Below are 18,859 nucleotides of genomic sequence, written 5' to 3'. Positions count from 1 at the left end.
AACGATCTGCTGGGGAGGCACGCGCCCGTGTGCGGTTCCGAGGATGTACTGACCTACTGGCGGCGGTTGCTCACCCCGCCCCCGCCGGAGCTGTCGCTCCCGGCGGACCGGCCCCATCCGCCGGAGCCCGCGCCGGAACGGGAGTTGCGTACCCTCACCGGACTGCCCCCGGCGACCGACGCGCAGCTGCTCACCGCCTTCCTGGCGCTGCTGCACCACTACAGCGGCGCCACCGACCTCACCGTCGGCCATGACGGGCTGCCGCTGCGGGTCTCGCTGGACCATGAACCCACCTTCGCCGAACTGGCGCTGCGGGCGACCGGTGCGTGGGAGGACGCGTGCGGCCACCGGGTGCCGGTGGAGCTGCTGGTGGACGAGTTGCGCCCGGCGCCCACCCGGGGCGGCGGTCTCTTCTTCCACACCGCCCTCTCCACCCCCGGCCGACCGCTGGGCGAGCTGCCCGGCCCGGTGGATCTGCATCTGGACGTGGCGGACGGCACCGCCCGGCTCGGCTACGCCCCCGCCGTGCTGGACGCGGCGAGCGCGGACCGCCTCCTCGCCCACTACCGCACCCTGCTGGCCGACGCGGTGGCCCGCCCCGACACACCCGTCGCCCGGCTGACCCTGATGTCGGAGGACGAGTACCGGCGGGTCGTCGTCGACTGGAACGACACCGGCCATGGCGTTCCCGCCCGCACCTGGCCCGCGTTCTTCGCCGACCAGGTCCGCGCCCGCCCGGACGAGATCGCCCTGGTCTTCGAGGACGAGGAGCTGACCTACGCCCAACTGGACGAGCGGGCCAGCCGGCTGGCGCACGCCCTGCTCGCGCGCGGCGCCGGTCCCGAGCGGATCGTGGCGCTGGCGCTGCCCCGGTCCGTCGATCTGATCGTCGCCGAGGTCGCGGTCCTGAAGTCGGGCGCGGCCTATCTCCCGGTCGACCACGACTACCCGGCGGACCGGATCGCCTACATGCTGGGCGACGCCCGCCCGGTCTGCCTGGTCACCACCGCCGTCACCGCCCGTGAACTGCCGGACCAGGACGGTCCCCCGGTGCTGGAGCTGGACTCCCCCGCCGTGGCCGCCGAACTGGCCGCCCGCCCGGCGCACGATCCGACCGACGCCGACCGGGGCACCCCGCTCGATGTCCTCAACGCCGCCTATGTGATCTACACCTCGGGGTCCACCGGCCGCCCCAAGGGCGTCGTCCTCGCCCACACCGGGGTGGCGAAGCTGCTGGCCACCCAGAGCGAGCGGTTCGGGATCGGCCCGCACAGCCGGGTGCTGCAATTCGCCTCGCCCAGCTTCGACGTGGCGTTCTGGGACCTGTGCCTCGGGCTGCTCTCCGGCGGGCGGCTGGTCGTCGTCCCGTCCGAGCGCCGGGTGCCCGGGGCGCCGCTGGCCGACTACGCCCACGCGCACGGCATCACCTTCATGATCCTGCCGCCCGCCCTGCTCGCCGCGCTCCCGGAGGACGTGGTCCTGCCCCCGGCGGCCACCCTGCTGGCCGGAACCGAGCGGGTGTCGCCGGAACTGGTGGGGCGGTACGCGCGCGGGCGGATGATGTTCAACGCCTACGGGCCCACCGAGGCCACCACCAACTCCACGCTCGGCCTGTGCGACCCGGACACCCCGCCCGGCACGATCGTCCCGATCGGCGTCGCCGACCCCGGCACCCGCGCCTATGTCCTGGACGCCCGGCTGCGGCCGGTTCCCACCGGGGTCACCGGCGAGCTGTATCTCGGCGGCGCCGGGCTGGCCCGGGGCTACCTCGGGCGCCCCGGTCTGACCGCCGAGCGGTTCGTCGCCGATCCGTTCGGCGCCCCCGGCGAACGCCTGTACCGCACCGGCGACCTGGTGCGCCGCCGCTCCGACGGGCGGATGGAGTTCCTGGGCCGCGCGGACACCCAGCTCAAGATCCGCGGCTTCCGTATCGAGCCCGGCGAGATCGAGTCGGTGCTGCGCGGCCACCCGGCCGTCGACCAGGTCACCGTCGTGGCCCGCGAGGACCGCCCCGGCGACCGCCGTCTCGCCGCCTATGTCGTCCCCGCCCTGGACGCGGCCCCCGAGGACACCGAGACCGACACCGCGACCGGCGTCGACGGCTGGAAGGAGCTCCACGAACTCCTCTACAGCGCCGCCGGTTCCGACAGTTTCCGGGAGAACTTCGCGGGCTGGAACAGCATGTACGACGGGACGCCCATCCCCGTCGAGGAGATGCGGGAGTGGCGGGCGGCGACCGTCGAGCGGATCCGGGAGAGCGGCCCGGTGCGCCGGGTGCTGGAGATCGGCGTCGGCAGCGGGCTGATCCTGTCCCGGCTGGCCCCGGACTGCGAGACCTACTGGGGCACCGATCTCTCCGAGCGGGCCGTCGCCGCGCTGCGCGCCCAGGTCGACGCCGATCCGGCCCTCGCGGGCCGGGTGGAGCTGAGCGCCCGGCCCGCCGACGACACCGAGGGCCTGCCCAGCGGGTTCTTCGACACGGTCGTCATCAACTCCGTCGCCCAGTACTTCCCGAGCGCCGACTATCTGCGGGACGTCCTCGGCAAGGCGGCCGGGCTGCTCGCCCCCGGCGGGCGGATCTTCCTCGGCGATCTGCGCAATCTCCGGCTGCTGCGCACCCTGCGCGCCGCCGTCGAGACCCGCCGCGCGGGGGACACCGGCACCGGGGACGACGAGAAGAACGCGCTGCGGGCGGCCGTGGAGCGCACGGTCCGCTGGGAGGGCGAACTCCTCCTCGACCCCGACTTCTTCGCCTCCCTCGACGGCTTCGCCACCGACATCCGGCTCAAGCGGGCCGTCCACCACAACGAACTCAGCCGCTACCGCTACGACGTGGTGCTCCGGCCGGGCACACCGGGCACCGCCGAGGAGGCCCGCGAGGTCCACTGGTCCGGCCGCGACGACCTCGCCGCCCTGCTCGCCGAACGCCCCCGGCGGCTGCGCGTCACCGGCGTCCCCAACGCCCGGCTCACCGACGACCTCGCCGATCTGTGGCGGCTGGAGGGCAGCGGCCATGAGGCGGCGGCCCCCGGCGCCGACCCCGAGGACCTCCACGCCCTCGCCGCCGATCACGGCTATGCGGCGGCCCTGACCTGGACCGGCGGCGCCGACGACGGCTCCTTCGACGCCCTGCTCGCCCTGGACGGGGAGCCGGTGGGCGCGTACCGCCCCTCGGGGGGCTTCCCCGGGGCCAACCGTCCGGCGCCGTTCCGGGACCCGGCGGCCCTGATGCGGACCCTGCGCGGCTACGCGTCCGAGTGGCTGCCCGAGTACATGGTCCCGTCGGCGTTCGTGCCGCTGCACACCCTGCCGGTCACCCCCAGCGGCAAGATCGACGCCCGTGCGCTGCCGCTGCCCGACTACGCGGCGCTCAGCTCCGGCCGCCCGCCGCGCACCGGCCGGGAGCGGCTGCTGTGCGCGCTGTACGCCGAGGTGCTGCGGCTGGAGTCGGTGACCGCCGAGGACGACTTCCTGGCGCTGGGCGGCGACAGCATCAGCGCCATCCAGCTCCTCATCCGGGCCCGGGAGTCGGGGCTGCGGCTGACCGTCCGGGATGTGTTCCGGCACCGCACGGTGGAGGCCCTCGCCCTCGCGGCGGTCGACCGGGCCGAGGTCCCCGAGGACGCCCCGCAGGAACCTTTGCTCACCGTCGGCGCGGACGAACTCGCCGAGATCCAGGGCGACCGCCCGCTCGCCGTCGCCGAACTGCTCCCGCTCACCCCGCTCCAGCAGGGCTTCTACTTCCACGCCCTGACCGGCTCCGACGCCTATGTCGTCCAGCAGGTGCTGGAGCTGGCGGGCCCGGTGGACGGTCCGGCGCTGCGCCGGGCGGCCCAGCGGCTGCTGGACCGGCACGCGCCCCTGCGCGCCGCCTTCCGCGCCCGCCCCGACGGCACCCCCGTCCAGATCATCACCGAGGGCGCCGAACTCCCCTGGCGGGAGATCGATCTCGGCGCCGAGGACGACGCCGTACGGCCCTCGCTCGGCGAGACGGTCGCCGCCGAGGAGCGGGCGGCCGGGTTCGACCTGGGCACTCCCCCGCTGCTGCGCTGCGCCCTGGTCCGGCTGGACGGCGGGCACAGCCGACTGATTCTGACGTTCCATCACATCGTGGCGGACGGCTGGTCGCTGCCGGTGCTGCACCGCGAGCTGATGGCCGCCTACGGCACCGAGGCGCCCCTCCTGCCGGAGGTGGCCCCCTACCGGGAGTTCCTGCGGCGCCTCGCCGGTCAGGACAAGGACGCGGCGCACACGGCCTGGCGCGAGGCGCTCGCGGGGCTCGACGAGCCGACCCGGCTGGTGGACACTCCGGCCGCGGGCACCGCCGTGCGCCCGGCGCAGGTCCGGGTGGAGCTGGACGAGGAGATCACCGCGCGGCTCGCCGAGCGGGCCCGGGAGCACGGCGTCACCCTCGGCACGGTCGTCCAGACCGCCTGGGGGCTGCTGCTCGGCCGGCTGACCGGCCGCGAGGACGTGGTCTTCGGGACGACGGTGTCCGGGCGGGACGGCGAGGTGGACGGCATCGACCGGATGGTGGGGCTGTTCATCAACACCCTGCCGACCCGGTTCCGCTGGTCGCCGCGCGCCCCGCTGGGCGAACTGCTCACCCGGCTCCAGGAGGAGCAGGCCCGGCTGCTGGACCACCAGCACCTCGGGCTCGCCGAGATCCAGCGGCTGGCCGGGCACGCGGGCCGGGGCGAACTCTTCGACACCCTGGTGGTGTTCGAGAACTACCCGTCCGCGGCCGAGCTGCGGGACGCCTCGGGCACGGTCCGGATCACCGGGGACGCCTTCCACGACACCGTGCACTATCCGCTGGCCCTGGTGGTCAAGCCGGGCCGTCGGCTCGATCTGCGGCTGAAGCACCACACGGACCGCGTCGACGGCGACAGCGTCCGCGCGCTCGGCGGGCGGCTGGCCCGGCTGCTGGAGGCCCTGGCCGCCGACCCGTCCCGCACCGCCGCCTCGCTCGATCTGCTCACCCCCGACGAGGCGCTGACCGCCCATCCGTCCGGCGCGGAGCACCCGGTCCCGGCGACCACCCTCGCCGACGCCTTCACCGCTCAGGCCGCCCGCACGCCGGACGCCACGGCCGTGGTGTTCGCCGGTGAGCGGCTGACCTACGCCGAGCTCGACGGCCGGGCCCGCGGGCTGGCCGCCCGGCTGCGGGCCCGGGGCGCCGGTCCCGGCATCTTCGTGGGCGTGGCCGTGCCGCGCTCGGCGGAGCTGATGGTGGCGCTGCTCGGGGTGCTGAAGGCGGGCGCCGCCTATCTGCCGCTCGACCTGGACTACCCGGCCGACCGGGTACGGCACATGCTCACCGACTCCGGCGCCCGGACCGTGATCACCCTCACCGGAACCGCCGGACGCCTGCCCGAGGCCCCCGGCACGCATGTGCTGCTGCTGGACGCCGACGAGGAGAAGCCGAACGGGCTGACAGCGGACACCGGGACCGCCCCCGCACCGGTTCCGGCGTCCGCGCGCCCCGACGACCCCGCCTATCTCATCTACACCTCCGGCTCCACCGGCCTGCCCAAGGGCGTGGTCGTCACCCATCAGGCGATCGTCAACCGGCTGGCCTGGATGCAGGGGGCGTACGGGCTGGGCGCGGACGACCGGGTGCTCCAGAAGACCCCGTCCAGCTTCGACGTCTCGGTCTGGGAGTTCTTCTGGCCGCTGCTGGAGGGCGCCGCCGTGGTGCTCGCCCGGCCGGACGGCCACCGCGACCCGGCGTATCTGGCGGACCTCGTCCGGGCCGAGTCGATCACCACCCTGCACTTCGTGCCGTCGATGCTGGAGGCGTTCCTCCAGTCCGCCGAAGTGATGGCGGACCCCCGCTGGGCGGGCTCGCTGCGTCGGGTGTTCAGCAGCGGCGAGGCGCTGCCGACGGCCGCCGCGCACCGCTGGCGGGAGCTGACCGGCGTATCGCTGCACAATCTGTACGGGCCGACCGAGGCGGCCGTCGATGTCACCTTCCATCCGTACGACGGGGACACCGGGGTGTCGGTGCCGATCGGGCGGCCGGTGTGGAACACCGGGCTGCGGGTGCTGGACTCCTGCCTGCGGCCGGTGCCGGACGGGGTGCCCGGCGAGCTGTATCTGACCGGGGTGCAGCTGGCCCGGGGCTATCACGCCCGGCCCGCGCTGACCGCCGAACGCTTCACCGCCGACCCGTACGGGCCGCCCGGCACCCGGATGTACCGCACCGGGGACCTGGTGCGCCGCCGGGCCGACGGGGTGGTGGAGTATCTGGGCCGCACCGACCGGCAGGTGAAGCTGCGCGGCAACCGGATCGAGCCCGGCGAGATCGAGGCCGCCCTGACCGGCCTGGAGCAGGTCGCCCAGGCGGCGGTGACGGTACGGGACGACACGCTGGTGGCGTATGTGGTGCTCGCCGGGCCCGCCGAGGTGGCGGAGCTGCGGGACGCGCTGGCGGGGCGGCTGCCCGCGCCGATGGTGCCGGGCGCCTGGGTGGTGCTGGACGCGTTCCCGCTCACCCCGAGCGGCAAGCTGGACCGCACCGCGCTGCCCGCACCGCAGGCGGTCCGGGCCGCCGCCCGCGCCCCCGAATCCCCGCGCGAGCGGGTCCTCACCGAGATCTTCGGCGCCGTGCTGAAGCTGCCGGACCTCGGCGCCGACGACGACTTCTTCCTGCTCGGCGGCGACAGCATCAGCTCCATCGCGGTGTCCAGCCGGGCCCGCCGGGCGGGACTCGCGATCGCTCCGCGCGATGTCTTCGAGCACCGCACCCCCGCCGCGCTCGCCCTGGCGGCGGCCGACGCGACCGAGAGCGCCGCCACCGCCCCCGAGTTCACCCTCACCGACGCCGAACGCGCCCAGGTGGAGCGGCTGGCGCCCGGCCGGGTCGAGGACGTGTGGCCGCTGGCCCCGCTCCAGGAGGGCCTGTTCTTCCACGCCGCCTACGACGACAGCGCGCTCGACGTCTACACGGTCCATGAGTCCTTCGACTTCGCCGAGCCGGTCGACACCGCCCGGCTGCTGGCCGCCACCCGGGCCCTGCTGGCGCGGCACCCGAGCCTGCGCGCCGGGTTCACCAGCGACGGACTGCGCCAGCCGGTGCAGTTCATCGTGTCCGGCGCCGAAGTCCCGCTGACCGAGGTCGATCTGTCCGGCCTGGCCCCCGCCGAGCAGGACCGGCGGCTGACGGAGCTGCTGGCCGAGGAGCGCTCGCGCCGCTTCGACCTGTCCCGCCCGCTGCTCTTCCGGATGCTGCTGGTGCGGCTCGGCGCCGGGCGCGGCGACCGCCTCGTCATCGGCCGCCATCTGATCCTGTGGGACGGCTGGTCGGCCTGGCTGTTCCTGGACGAACTGTTCGCGCTGTACGAGAGCGGCGGCGACCCGGCGGGGCTCCCCGCGCCCGGCGCCTACCGGGACTATCTGAGCTGGCTGGGGCGCCAGGACGACGCCGAGGCCACCCGCGCCTGGCGGGCCGCGCTGAACGGGTTCGAGGAGCCCACCCTGCTGGCGCCCGGCCTGTCCGACCGGGGCCTCGAACCGGTGATCCCGGTCCAGCTGGACGCGGTGCTGGAGCCGGAGACGGCCGGGCGGCTGAAGGAGACCGCGCGGCACCACGGGCTCACCCTGAACACCGTGCTGAACGCGGCCTGGGGCCTGGTGCTGGCGGGCGCGACCGGGCGCACCGACATCGCGTTCGGCACCACCGTCGCGGGCCGCCCCAGCGAGGTGCCGGACGTGGAGAGCGTCATCGGCATGTTCCTCAACACCGTCCCGGCGCGGATCGCGTTCGACCCGCGCGAACCGGTCCTCGACCTGCTGAGGCGGGTCCAGGGCGAACGCCTCGCGGTGATGCCGTACGAGTATCTGGGGCTCGGGGTGCTCCAGGCGGAGTCCGGGCACCGGCGGCTGTTCGACACGCTGTTCGTGCTGCGCAACGCCGACAGCGACGAACGCCTCGCCGAGCTGCGGGAGCGGCACGGGGCGAGCGCGGTGGCCAATGTGGACGCCACGCACTATCCGGCGAACCTGGTGGTGACCCCGGGCGAGCGGGTCCGGGTCACCCTGGCCTACCGGCCGGACCTGCTGGACGGGCCGTCGGCGCGGGCGCTGCTGGACCGGTTCGTGCTGCTGGTGGGGCGGCTGGTCGCCGATCCGTCGGCGCCGGTCGGCTCGCTGGACGCGCTGCTGCCCGCCGAGGCCGCCGCGCTGGCCGCCGAGGACGCCGGGCAGCGGCAGCCGGTCCCCCGGGAGACCGTCGCCGATCTGCTGGCCGCCCAGGCGGCGCGCACACCGGAGGCGACGGCGCTGGTGTGCGGGGCGCGGACGGTGACGTACGCCGAACTCGACGCGGCCTGCGACCGGCTGGCGCGGCTGCTGATCGGGCGCGGGGCCGGGCCGGAGCGGGTGGTGGCGCTGGGGCTGCCCCGCTCGATCGACACGGTGGTGGCGCTGTTCGCGGTGCTGCGCACCGGGGCCGCGTATCTGCCGCTGGAGCTGGACCATCCGGCGGAGCGGCTGTCGTCGATGCTGGCCGACGCCCGTCCGCTGCTCCTGCTGTCCACGACCGCCGTCGCCGCGACCCTCACCGGCGACACCCCGGAGGTCCTCCTGGACGACCCGGCGACGGCCGCCGAACTGGCCGCCCTCCCGGCGGACCCGGTGACGGTGGACTTCAGCCTGGACCACCCGGCGTACGTGATCTACACCTCGGGCTCCACGGGCCGTCCCAAGGGCGTCGTCACCCCGTACCGGGGTCTGACGAACATGCAGCTGAACCATCAGAAGGAGATCTTCGCCCCGGCGATCGCGGCGGCGGGCGGACGGCGGCTGCGGATCGCGCACACCGTGTCCTTCGCGTTCGACATGTCGTGGGAGGAACTGCTGTGGCTGGTCGAGGGCCACGAGGTGCACATCTGTGACGAGGAGCTGCGCCGGGACGCGACCGCGCTGGTGGCGTACTGCGAGGAGCACCGCGTCGACGTGGTGAACGTGACCCCGACCTACGCCCATCTCCTCATCGAGGAAGGGCTGCTGGAGGGGCACCGGCCGCCGCTGGTGCTGCTGGGCGGCGAGGCCGTCACCGAGACGGTGTGGAACACCCTGCGGGACACGGAGGGGACGTACGGCTACAACCTGTACGGGCCGACCGAGTACACGATCAACACCCTCGGCGGCGGCACCCACGACAGTGACACCCCGACCGTGGGCCGGCCCATCCGGGCGACCCGGGCCCGGATCCTGGACGCCTGGCTGCGGCCGGTGCCGGACGGGGTGGCGGGTGAGCTGTACATCGCGGGCGTCGGGCTGGCCCGGGGCTATCTGGACCGGCCGGGGCTGACCGCCGAGCGGTTCGTCGCCGACCCCTACGGGCTGCCCGGCGAGCGGGTGTACCGCACCGGCGATCTGGTGCGGCGGCGCCCGGACGGCAATCTGGACTTCCTGGGCCGCACCGACGACCAGGTCAAGATCCGGGGCTACCGGGTCGAGCTGGGCGAGATCGAGACCGCGCTCGCCCAGCACCCGGAGGTGTCCCAGGCGGCGGTGCTGGCCCGCGACGACACCGGCGCGCCCGGCACCCGGCGGCTGGTCGGCTATGTCGTCCCGGCGGAACGGGACGCCGAGACGGTCCGGGCGGCGGAGGAGGAGCAGATCGGCGAGTGGCGGGACATCTACTCCGCCGAGTACGCCGAGATCGGCACCGCCCTGTTCACCGAGGACTTCGCGGGCTGGGACAGCTCCTACGACGGTGAGCCGATCCCGCTGGAGGGCATGCGGGAGTGGCGGGAGGCGACCGTCGCCCGGATCCGGGAGCTGAGTCCGCGCCGGATGCTGGAGATCGGTGTCGGCTCCGGTCTGCTGCTGTCGCGGCTGGCGCCGGACGCCGAGGAGTACTGGGCGACCGACTTCGCCGCCCCGGTGATCGCCAAGCTCAGCGCCGAGATCCAGCGGGACCCGGAGCTGGCGGCCAAGGTGGAGCTGCGCTGCCGCCCCGCCGAGGTGACCGACGGACTGCCCGCCGGGCACTTCGACACCATCGTCATCAACTCCGTGATCCAGTACTTCCCGAGCCTGGACCATCTGCGCACGGTGATCCGGGGCGCCCTCGCGCTGCTCGCGCCCGGCGGTGCCCTCTTCCTCGGCGATGTCCGGGATCTGCGCCAGGCCCGGATCTTCCAGACCGGCATCCAGCGGGCCCGCGCGGGCGACGGCGGCACCGACCGGGCGGCGCTCGGCCGGGCGGTGGAGCGGGGTCTCGCCCTGGAGAAGGAACTCCTGGTCGACCCGGACTGGTTCACCACCCTCGGGGTCGGTGTCGAGCTGCGCACCAAGGCGGCCCGCCACCACAACGAGCTGAGCCGCTACCGCTACGACGTGGTCCTGTACGAGGGCACCGCCGCCGCCGACCTGGCCGGGGCGCCCGAACTGCCCTGGGGCGCCGATCTGTCCGCGGCCCTCGCGGACGGCGGCCCGGTGCGGGTGACCCGGATCCCGGACGCCCGCGTCACCGCCGACCTCGCCGCGACCCGCGCCCTGGACTCCGGCCCGGTGCCGGGGACGGGCGTGGAGCCGGACGACGTACGGGAGCTGGGGGCCGGGCACGGGTGCCGGGTGCTGACGACCTGGTCGCAGGAGCCCGGGTTCTTCGACGCCGTGTTCGTCCCGGCGTCGCTCACCGGCCGGACGTCGGGCCTGTACCGGGCGCGGGCCGGGCGCGGCGACGAGGAGCCGTACGCCAGCACGCCGACGGCGACGCGGGGTGCGGGGGCGCTGATCCGGCGGCTGCGGGAGGACCTCGGGCAGCGGCTGCCGGGCTATATGGTCCCGGCCGCGTTCGTGGTGCTGGACCGGCTGCCGATGAACGACAACGGCAAGCTGGACGCGCGGGCCCTGCCGGACGCGGAGCCCGCGGTGGCCCTGTCCCAGGGGCGCGGGCCGCGCACACCGGTGGAGGAGGTGCTGTGCCGGCTCTTCGCGGAGGTGCTGGGGCTGCCCCGGACCGGCGCGGAGGACAACTTCTTCGATCTGGGCGGTCATTCGCTGCTGGCGACCCGGCTGATCAGCCGGGCCCGCACCGAGCTGGGCGCCGAGCTGGCGATCCGGGATCTGTTCGAGGCGCCGACGCCGGAGGCGCTGGCCTCCCGGGCGGAGGCGGGCCGCCCGGCGCGTCCGGTGCTGGCGACGGCGGACCGGCGGCCCGAGCGGGTGCCGCTGTCGGCGGCGCAACGGCGGCTGTGGCTGGTGGAGCGGATCACCGGCGACGACAGCGCCTACAACTTCCCGCTGGTCGTGCGGTTGCGCGGGCAGCTCGACCTGGCCGCGCTGCGGGCGGCGCTCGCCGATGTGACGGACCGTCATGAGGTGCTGCGGACCCGGTTCCTGGAGGAGGACGGGGAGCCGTACCAGTGGATCGCGGGACCCGGCGAGGTGGCCCCGGTGGTCACGGTCGGTGACTGCGTGGAGGAGGAGCTGGCGGGGCGGATCGCGGAGATCCAGCGCCGTCCGTTCGATCTGCGGGCCGAGATCCCGCTGCGCGCCGAGGTGCTGCGGCTCGGCGCGGAGGACCAGGTGGTGGGGCTGATGCTGCATCACATCACCACCGACGAATGGTCCGACCGGCCCTTCCTCACCGACCTGGGCACCGCCTACGCGGCCCGGACGGCGGGGCGGGCCCCGGCGTGGGAGCCGCTGCCGGTGCAGTACGCCGACTACACGCTGTGGCAGCGGAAGCTGCTGGAGGGGATCGGCGCGGAGCAGCTCGCCCACTGGAGCGAGGCGCTGCGGGGGCTACCGGAGGAGCTGGTGCTCCCGGCGGACCGGCCGCGCCCCGAGCGGCCGACCGGGCGGGGCGGCAAGGTCCGGCTGGAGCTGGACGCGGCGACGGCGGCCGGGCTGCGCGAGCTGTCCTCGGCGACCGGCACCAGCATGTTCATGCTGTTCCAGGCGGCCACGGCGGCACTGCTGCACCGGCTGGGCGCGGGGGACGACATTCCGCTGGGCTCCCCCATCGCGGGGCGTACGGACAGCGCGCTGGACGAGCTGATCGGCTTCTTCGTCAACACGCTGGTGCTGCGCACCGATGTGTCGGGGGCGCCGACCTTCCGGGGGCTGCTGGGCCGGGTGCGGGAGACGGCGCTGGAGGCGTTCGAGCGGCAGGATCTGCCGTTCGACCAGGTGGTGGAGGCGGTCAATCCGCCCCGGGTGGCGGGCCGCAACCCGCTGTTCCAGGTGATGCTGGGCTACCACTGGCGGCCGGACGGCGATCCCGAGGTGCTGGGTCTTGCGACCGAGTGGTTCGAGATGGACACCGGGTCGGCCAAATTCGATCTGCATGTCACCTTCGTGGACGAGCCCGGCCGGGACCGGCTGGCGCTGCTCCTGGAGTACGCGGCCGACCTGTACGACGAGGCGACGGCCGAGCGCCTCGCGGGGCGGCTGGCGCGGCTGCTGCCGCAGGTGGTGGCCGACCCGGACCGTCCGGTGCGGGAGCTGGACGTCCTGGAGGCGGACGAGCGGACGGCGGTGCTGACCGGCTGGAACGACACCGCGCACCCCGTCCCGGCGGCCACCCTGCCCGAGCTGTTCGCCGCGCAGGCGGCCCGGACGCCGGACGCGCTCGCCCTGGTCTTCGAGGACGAACGGCTGACGTACGCCGAGCTGGACGCGCGGGTGGCGCACACCGCGCGCGTACTGGCCGGGCGGGGGGTGCGGGCCGAGCGGACGGTGGCGGTGGCGCTGCCGCGCTCGGTGGACCTCGTCGTCGCGCTGCTGGCCGTGCACCGGGCGGGCGGCGCCTATCTGCCGCTGGACCCGGGTCTGCCCGAGGAGCGGCGGGCGCTGATGGTGGCGGACGCGGACGCGGTGTGCGTGCTGGCGGACGGACTGCCGCAGGGCCCCGAGGGCGCGCTGCCGTCGTCGTACGACCCGCTGAGTGCCGCCTATGTGCTGTACACCTCGGGGTCGACGGGCCGTCCGAAGGGGGTGGCCGTGCCGCACGCGGGGATCGCGAACCGGCTGCTGTGGATGCAGGACGCCTATGGGCTGACGGCGGACGACCGGGTGCTCCAGAAGACTCCGGCCGGGTTCGATGTGTCGGTGTGGGAGTTCTTCTGGCCGCTGATCACCGGGGCGGCCCTGGTGGTGGCCCGGCCGGACGGGCACCGGGACCCGGCCTATCTCGCCGGGCTGATCCGGGAGCAGGGGGTGACGACCGCGCACTTCGTGCCGTCGATGCTCCAGGTGTTCCTGGAGGAGCCGGCGGCGGCCGGGTGCGCGGGGCTGCGCCGGGTGCTGTGCAGCGGTGAGGCGCTGCCGCTGCCGGTGGTCCGCCGCTTCCACGCGGTGCTTCCGGCCGCGCTGCACAATCTGTACGGGCCGACCGAGGCGTCCGTCGATGTGACGGCGGCCGAGGTGGCGCCCGGCGCCGACCGGGTGGTCATCGGGCGCCCGGTGTGGAACACCCGGGTGCTGGTGCTGGACGCGGCGCTGCGGCCGGTGCCGCCGGGCGTCGCCGGGGAGCTGTATCTCGCGGGTGTGCAGCTGGCGCGCGGCTATGTCGGGATGCCGGCGCTGACCGCCGAGCGGTTCGTCGCCGACCCCTACGGGCCGCCCGGCACCCGTATGTACCGCACGGGCGACCTGGCGCGCTGGACGGCCGACGGCTCGCTGGACTTCCTGGGCCGCACCGACGACCAGGTCAAGATCCGGGGCATGCGGGTCGAGCCCGGCGAGAGTGCCGCCGCCCTCGACCGGCATACGTCCGTCGGGCAGGCGGTGGTGATCGCCCGGGAGGAGCGGCTGGTCGGGTATGTCGTCCCGGCCTCAGGCGCGGTCGTCGACCCGGTGGCGCTGCGCCGGTTCGCCGCCGAGCTGCTGCCCGAGCATCTGGTCCCGGCGGCCGTCGTGGTCCTGGACGCGCTGCCGCTGACCCCCAACGGCAAGCTGGACCGCCGCGCGCTGCCCGTCCCCGCGTTCACCGGCACCTCGTCGCAGGGTGCCCGGACCGCGCGCGAGGAGGTGCTGTGCGCCCTGTTCGCCCAGGTGCTGGGCGTCGAACAGGTCGGGGTGGACGACGACTTCTTCGCGTTCGGCGGGCATTCGCTGCTGGCGGTGCGGCTGGTGGCGGGGGTGCGGGCGGCGTTCGGCACGGAGGTGTCGCTGGGGACCGTGTTCGACGCGCCGACCGTGGCCCGGCTCGCCGAACGCCTCGGCGAGGGTGGCGGCGCGGCGCGTCCGGCGCTGTCGGTGCGGGAGCGGCCCGCGTCGCTGCCGCTGTCCTCGGCCCAGCGGCGCCTGTGGGTCCTCTACCAGGTGGAGGGCCCGAGTCCGACGTACAACATCCCCTCGGCCTGGCGGCTGACGGGTGAGCTGGACGTGGCGGCGCTGCGGGCGGCCGTCCGGGATGTGGTGGCGCGGCACGAGACGCTGCGGACGGTGTTCCCGGACGAGGGCGGACGGCCCCGCCAGCGGGTGCTGGCGCCGGACGCGGTGCCGTTCACGGTGACGGACGTGGCCCCCGGGGAGCTGGAGGAACGGCTGCGGGAGGCGGGGGCGTACGGGTTCGCGCTGGAGCGGGAGGCGCCGCTGCGGGTGGAGGTGTTCCGGTCCGGTGAACGGGACTGGACGCTGCTGCTCCTGCTGCACCACATCGCGGGCGACGAGTGGTCGCAGGCCCCGCTCAACCGGGACCTGGCGCTCGCCTACGAGGCCCGGACGGCGGGGCGGGCCCCGGCGTGGGAGCCGCTGCCGGTGCAGTACGCCGACTACACGCTCTGGCAGCGGGAGGTGCTCGGCGACGAGCGCGACCCGGACAGTCTGGCGGCCCGTCAGCTCGCCCACTGGCGCGGGACGCTGGCCGGGCTGCCCGAGGAACTCGCGCTGCCGGTGGACCGGCCGCGCCCGCTGGAGGCGACCTACCGGGGCGGTGCGGCGGATCTGTCGCTGGACGCGGATCTCGCGGCGGCGCTGGAGAGGCTGGCCCGGGACAACGGCGTCACGGTGTTCATGGTGCTCCAGAGCGCGGTGGCGACCCTGCTGACCCGGCTCGGCGCGGGCACCGACATCCCGATCGGCAGCCCGATCTCGGGCCGTACGGACGCGGCGCTGGACGAGCTGGTCGGCTTCTTCCTGAACACCCTGGTGCTGCGGACCGACACCTCGGGCGAGCCCACGTTCCGGGAGCTGCTGGCCCGGGTGCGGGCGGCCGATCTGGCGGCCTTCGACCATCAGGAGATGCCGTTCGAGCGGCTGGTGGAGGTGCTGAACCCGGCGCGGTCGCTGGCCCGGCATCCGCTGTTCCAGGTGATGGTGGTGCATCTGGCCGCCGGTGAGGAGGAGCCCGCGCTGCCGGGGCTGGCGGCGCGGCGCGACGAGGTGGCGCAGCAGACCGCCAAGTTCGATCTGTCCTTCGACTTCGTGGCGCGGGCCGACGGCGGCGGGGTGGACGGGGTGCTGGAGTACAGCGCCGATCTGTTCGACCCGGCGACCGCCGCCTCGTTCGCGGAGCGGCTGCGGCGGATCCTGCGGGCGGTGACCGCCGATCCGGAGGTGCGGCTCGGCCGGATCGATCTGCTGTCCGGCGCGGAGCGGCGGGAGCTGACCGGCGGCTGGGGTGCCCGGCCCGCGCTCGGCGCCCCGGCGACCGTACCGGCGCTGTTCGAGGAGCGGGTGCGGCTGCACCCGGAGCTGCCGGCGGTGGCGTCGGACGGGCTGGAGCTGACCTTCGGGGAGCTGGAGGCGGAGGCCAACCGGCTGGCGCGGGTGCTGGTGGAGCACGGGGCGGGCCCGGAGCGGTTCGTGGCGCTGGCGCTGCCGCGCACCGCGCGGTTCCTGGTGGCCGTGCTCGCGGTGCACAAGGCGGGCGCCGGTTATCTGCCGCTGGACCCGGACGCGCCCGCCGAGCGCACGGCGCAGGTCCTCGCCGACGCGGCCCCGGTCCTCACCCTGACGACCGCCGGTCTGGCCGGGAGCCTGCCGTCCGGGGCACCTCTGCTGGTCCTCGACTCCCCGGCGACGGCCGACGAGATCGCCGCCCAGGACGCCGGGGCGGTCACGGACGCCGACCGGATCGCGGCGCTGACCCCGCGTCACCCGGCGTATGTCATCTATACCTCGGGCTCCACCGGACGCCCCAAGGGTGTGGTGATCACCCATGAGACGCTGACGAACCTGTTCCACAGCCATCGCGAGACCCTCTACACCCCGGCGGTGGAGGCGGCCGGGCGGCGGCATCTGCGGGCCGGGCACGCCTGGTCGTTCTTCTTCGACGCGTCCTGGCAGCCGCAGCTGTGGCTGCTGGACGGGCACTGTGTGCACATCGTGTCGGAGGAGGTCCGCCGGGACGCCGAACTCCTCGCGGCGGCCGTCCGCACCCACCGCTTCGACTTCCTGGAGGTCACCCCGTCACTGTTCGCGCAGATGGCGGACGCCGGGCTGCTGGACGGCACCGACTGCCCGCTGACCGTGGTCGGCGTCGGCGGCGAGGCCGTGCCGCTCGCGCTGTGGCGGCGCCTGTCCGGGCTGCGCGCCACCGAGGCGTTCAATCTGTACGGGCCGACCGAGTCCACCGTGGACGCGCTGGTCGCCCGGGTCCGGGACAGTGACCGCCCGCTGGTGGGCCGCCCGGTGGCCGGTACCCGGGCCTATGTCCTGGACGGGCTGCTCCAGCCGGTGCCGCCCGGCGTCACCGGGGAGCTGTATCTCGCCGGGGGCGGGCTCGCCCGGGGCTATCTGGGCGCGCCGGGCCAGACGGCGGAGCGGTTCGTGGCCGACCCGTTCGGGGCGCCGGGCTCCCGGCTCTACCGCACGGGCGACCTGGCCCGCTGGAGCGCCGACGGCCGGATCGACTACCTGGGCCGGGCCGACGACCAGGTCAAGATCCGCGGGTTCCGGATCGAGCCCGCCGAGATCGAGTCGGCGCTCACCGGCCATCCCGGGGTCGCCCAGGCCCTGGTCACGGTCCATGAGGACGGGCCGCGCAGGCGACTCGTCGCGTATGTCGTCCCCGTGCCGGGCGCGGTGCCGGACCCGGCGGGGGTACGGGCGCAGGTCGGCGGGCTGCTGCCGGACCACATGGTCCCGGCGGCGGTGGTGACGCTGGACCGGTTCCCGCAGCTCGCCAACGGCAAGCTGGACCGGGCCGCGCTCCCCGCACCGGACTTCGCGGCCCTCTCCTCGGGCCGGGAGCCCGCCACCGGGCCGGAGCGGACCCTGTGCGCGGTGTTCGCCGAGGTCCTCGGGCTGGACCGGATCGGGGTGGACGACGACTTCTTCGTGCTGGGCGGCGACAGCATCGTGGCGATGCAACTGGTGGGCCGGGCCCGGACGGCGGGCCTGCGGATCACCCCGCGCCAGGTCTTCCGGCACCGTACGGTGGCCGCGCTCGCGGCGGTCGCCGAGTCCGCGGACGCGGCGGCGGCCCGTCCCGCCGACGACGGCACGGGCACGGTCCCGTTCACCCCGGTGATGCACTGGCTGCGCGAACTGGGCGGGCCCTTCGCCTCGTACCACCAGTCGGCGCTGGTGCGGACCCCGGCCGCGCTGGATCTCGCCGGGCTGACGGCGGTGCTCCAGGCGCTGGCCGACCGGCACGATCTGCTGCGGGCCACCCTGGTCCGCCCGGCCGACGGCACCGACTGGTCGCTCCAGGTGCCGCAGGTGGGGGAGGTCGACGCGGGCGGCTGGATCGAGCGCGTGGACGCCCGGGGGCTGGACGCCGGGGCCCTCGCCGGGCTGGTCGGGGAACGGGCGCGGGCGGCGCGGGCGTTGCTGGACCCGGACGCCGGGGTGATGGTCCGGGCGGTGTGGTTCGACGCGGGGGACGCCCCCGGGCGGCTGCTGCTGATGGCCCATCACCTGGTGGTGGACGGGGTGTCGTGGCGGGTGCTGCTGCCGGATCTGGCGACGGCCTGGCGGGAGGTGTCGGCCGGGCGGCCGGTACGGCTCGCGCCCGTGGAGACCTCGTTCGCCCGCTGGGCGCGGCTGCTGGGCGAACTGGCCCGGGACCCGGCGCGGGAGGCCGAACTGCCGGTGTGGCGGTCCGTCCTGGCGCACGGCGAGCCGTTCCCGCTGCTGCGGGCCCCGGACCCGGACCGCGACACCGCCGCCACCGTCCGGGAGGTCGCCCTCAGGCTGCCGGCCCGGGTGACCGGGCCGCTGCTGTCGTCCGTACCGGCCGCGTTCGGCGCCGACGTCAACGATGTGCTGCTCGCCGGTCTCGCCCTGGCCTTCGCCGACTGGCGGCGGCGCCACGGGCACCCGGGCAGCTCCGTGCTGGTCGACCTGGAGGGCCACGGCCGCGAGGAGGAACTCGGCGGCGACAGCGTCGATCTCTCCCGTACGGTCGGCTGGTTCACCAGCGTCTACCCGGTCCGGCTCGACCCCGGGCCGCTCGATCTGGCCGACGCCTTCGCCGGGGGCGAGGGAGCCGAGGAGGCGGTCGCCCGGGTCCGCGCCCATCTGGCGGAGCTGCCCGCGAACGGGGTCGGGCACGGACTGCTGCGCCATCTCAACCCGGCCACCCGCGAGGTGCTGGCCGCCCCGGAGCCGCCCCGGATCGAGTTCAACTACCTGGGCCGGTTCGGCATCCCCGAGGAGACCGACTGGTCGTACGCGCCCGAGGAGGACGCGGCCGACATCGGCGCCGAGGGCACCATGCGCCAGGGCCACGCCCTGGAGATCAATGTGGTGACCGAGGACCGCGCGGACGGCCCGGTGCTGGCCGCCCACTGGTCCTACGCGTCCGGCCTGCTGACCGAGGAGACGGTACGGGACCTGGCCGGGACCTGGTTCCGCGCGCTGGAGGCCCTGGCCGCCCGAGCCGGACGGCACGGCACCCGGCCCTGACCCTGCCCCTGACCCCGCGAGTATCCCCCTGAGGAAAGGA

General features: G+C 75.1%; 1 protein-coding gene. It reads left to right on the top strand.

The annotated features are described in order from the left end of the window. Positions 1-27 precede the first annotated feature (27 nt). Positions 28-18,819 carry an amino acid adenylation domain-containing protein gene (locus ABZX40_RS07950; RefSeq protein ID WP_355731141.1) on the top strand — a complete coding sequence of 6,264 codons (18,792 nt, stop codon included), beginning with the start codon at positions 28-30 and terminating at the stop codon, positions 18,817-18,819. The last annotated feature ends 40 nt before the right edge of the window (positions 18,820-18,859 follow it).

It is taken from the genome of Streptomyces sp. NPDC004610 (assembly GCF_040609715.1).
Taxonomy (GTDB): Bacteria; Actinomycetota; Actinomycetes; order Streptomycetales; family Streptomycetaceae; genus Streptomyces.
Note: the sequence above shows the minus strand (reverse complement) of the source record. Positions and strands in the feature narration are given on the sequence as shown.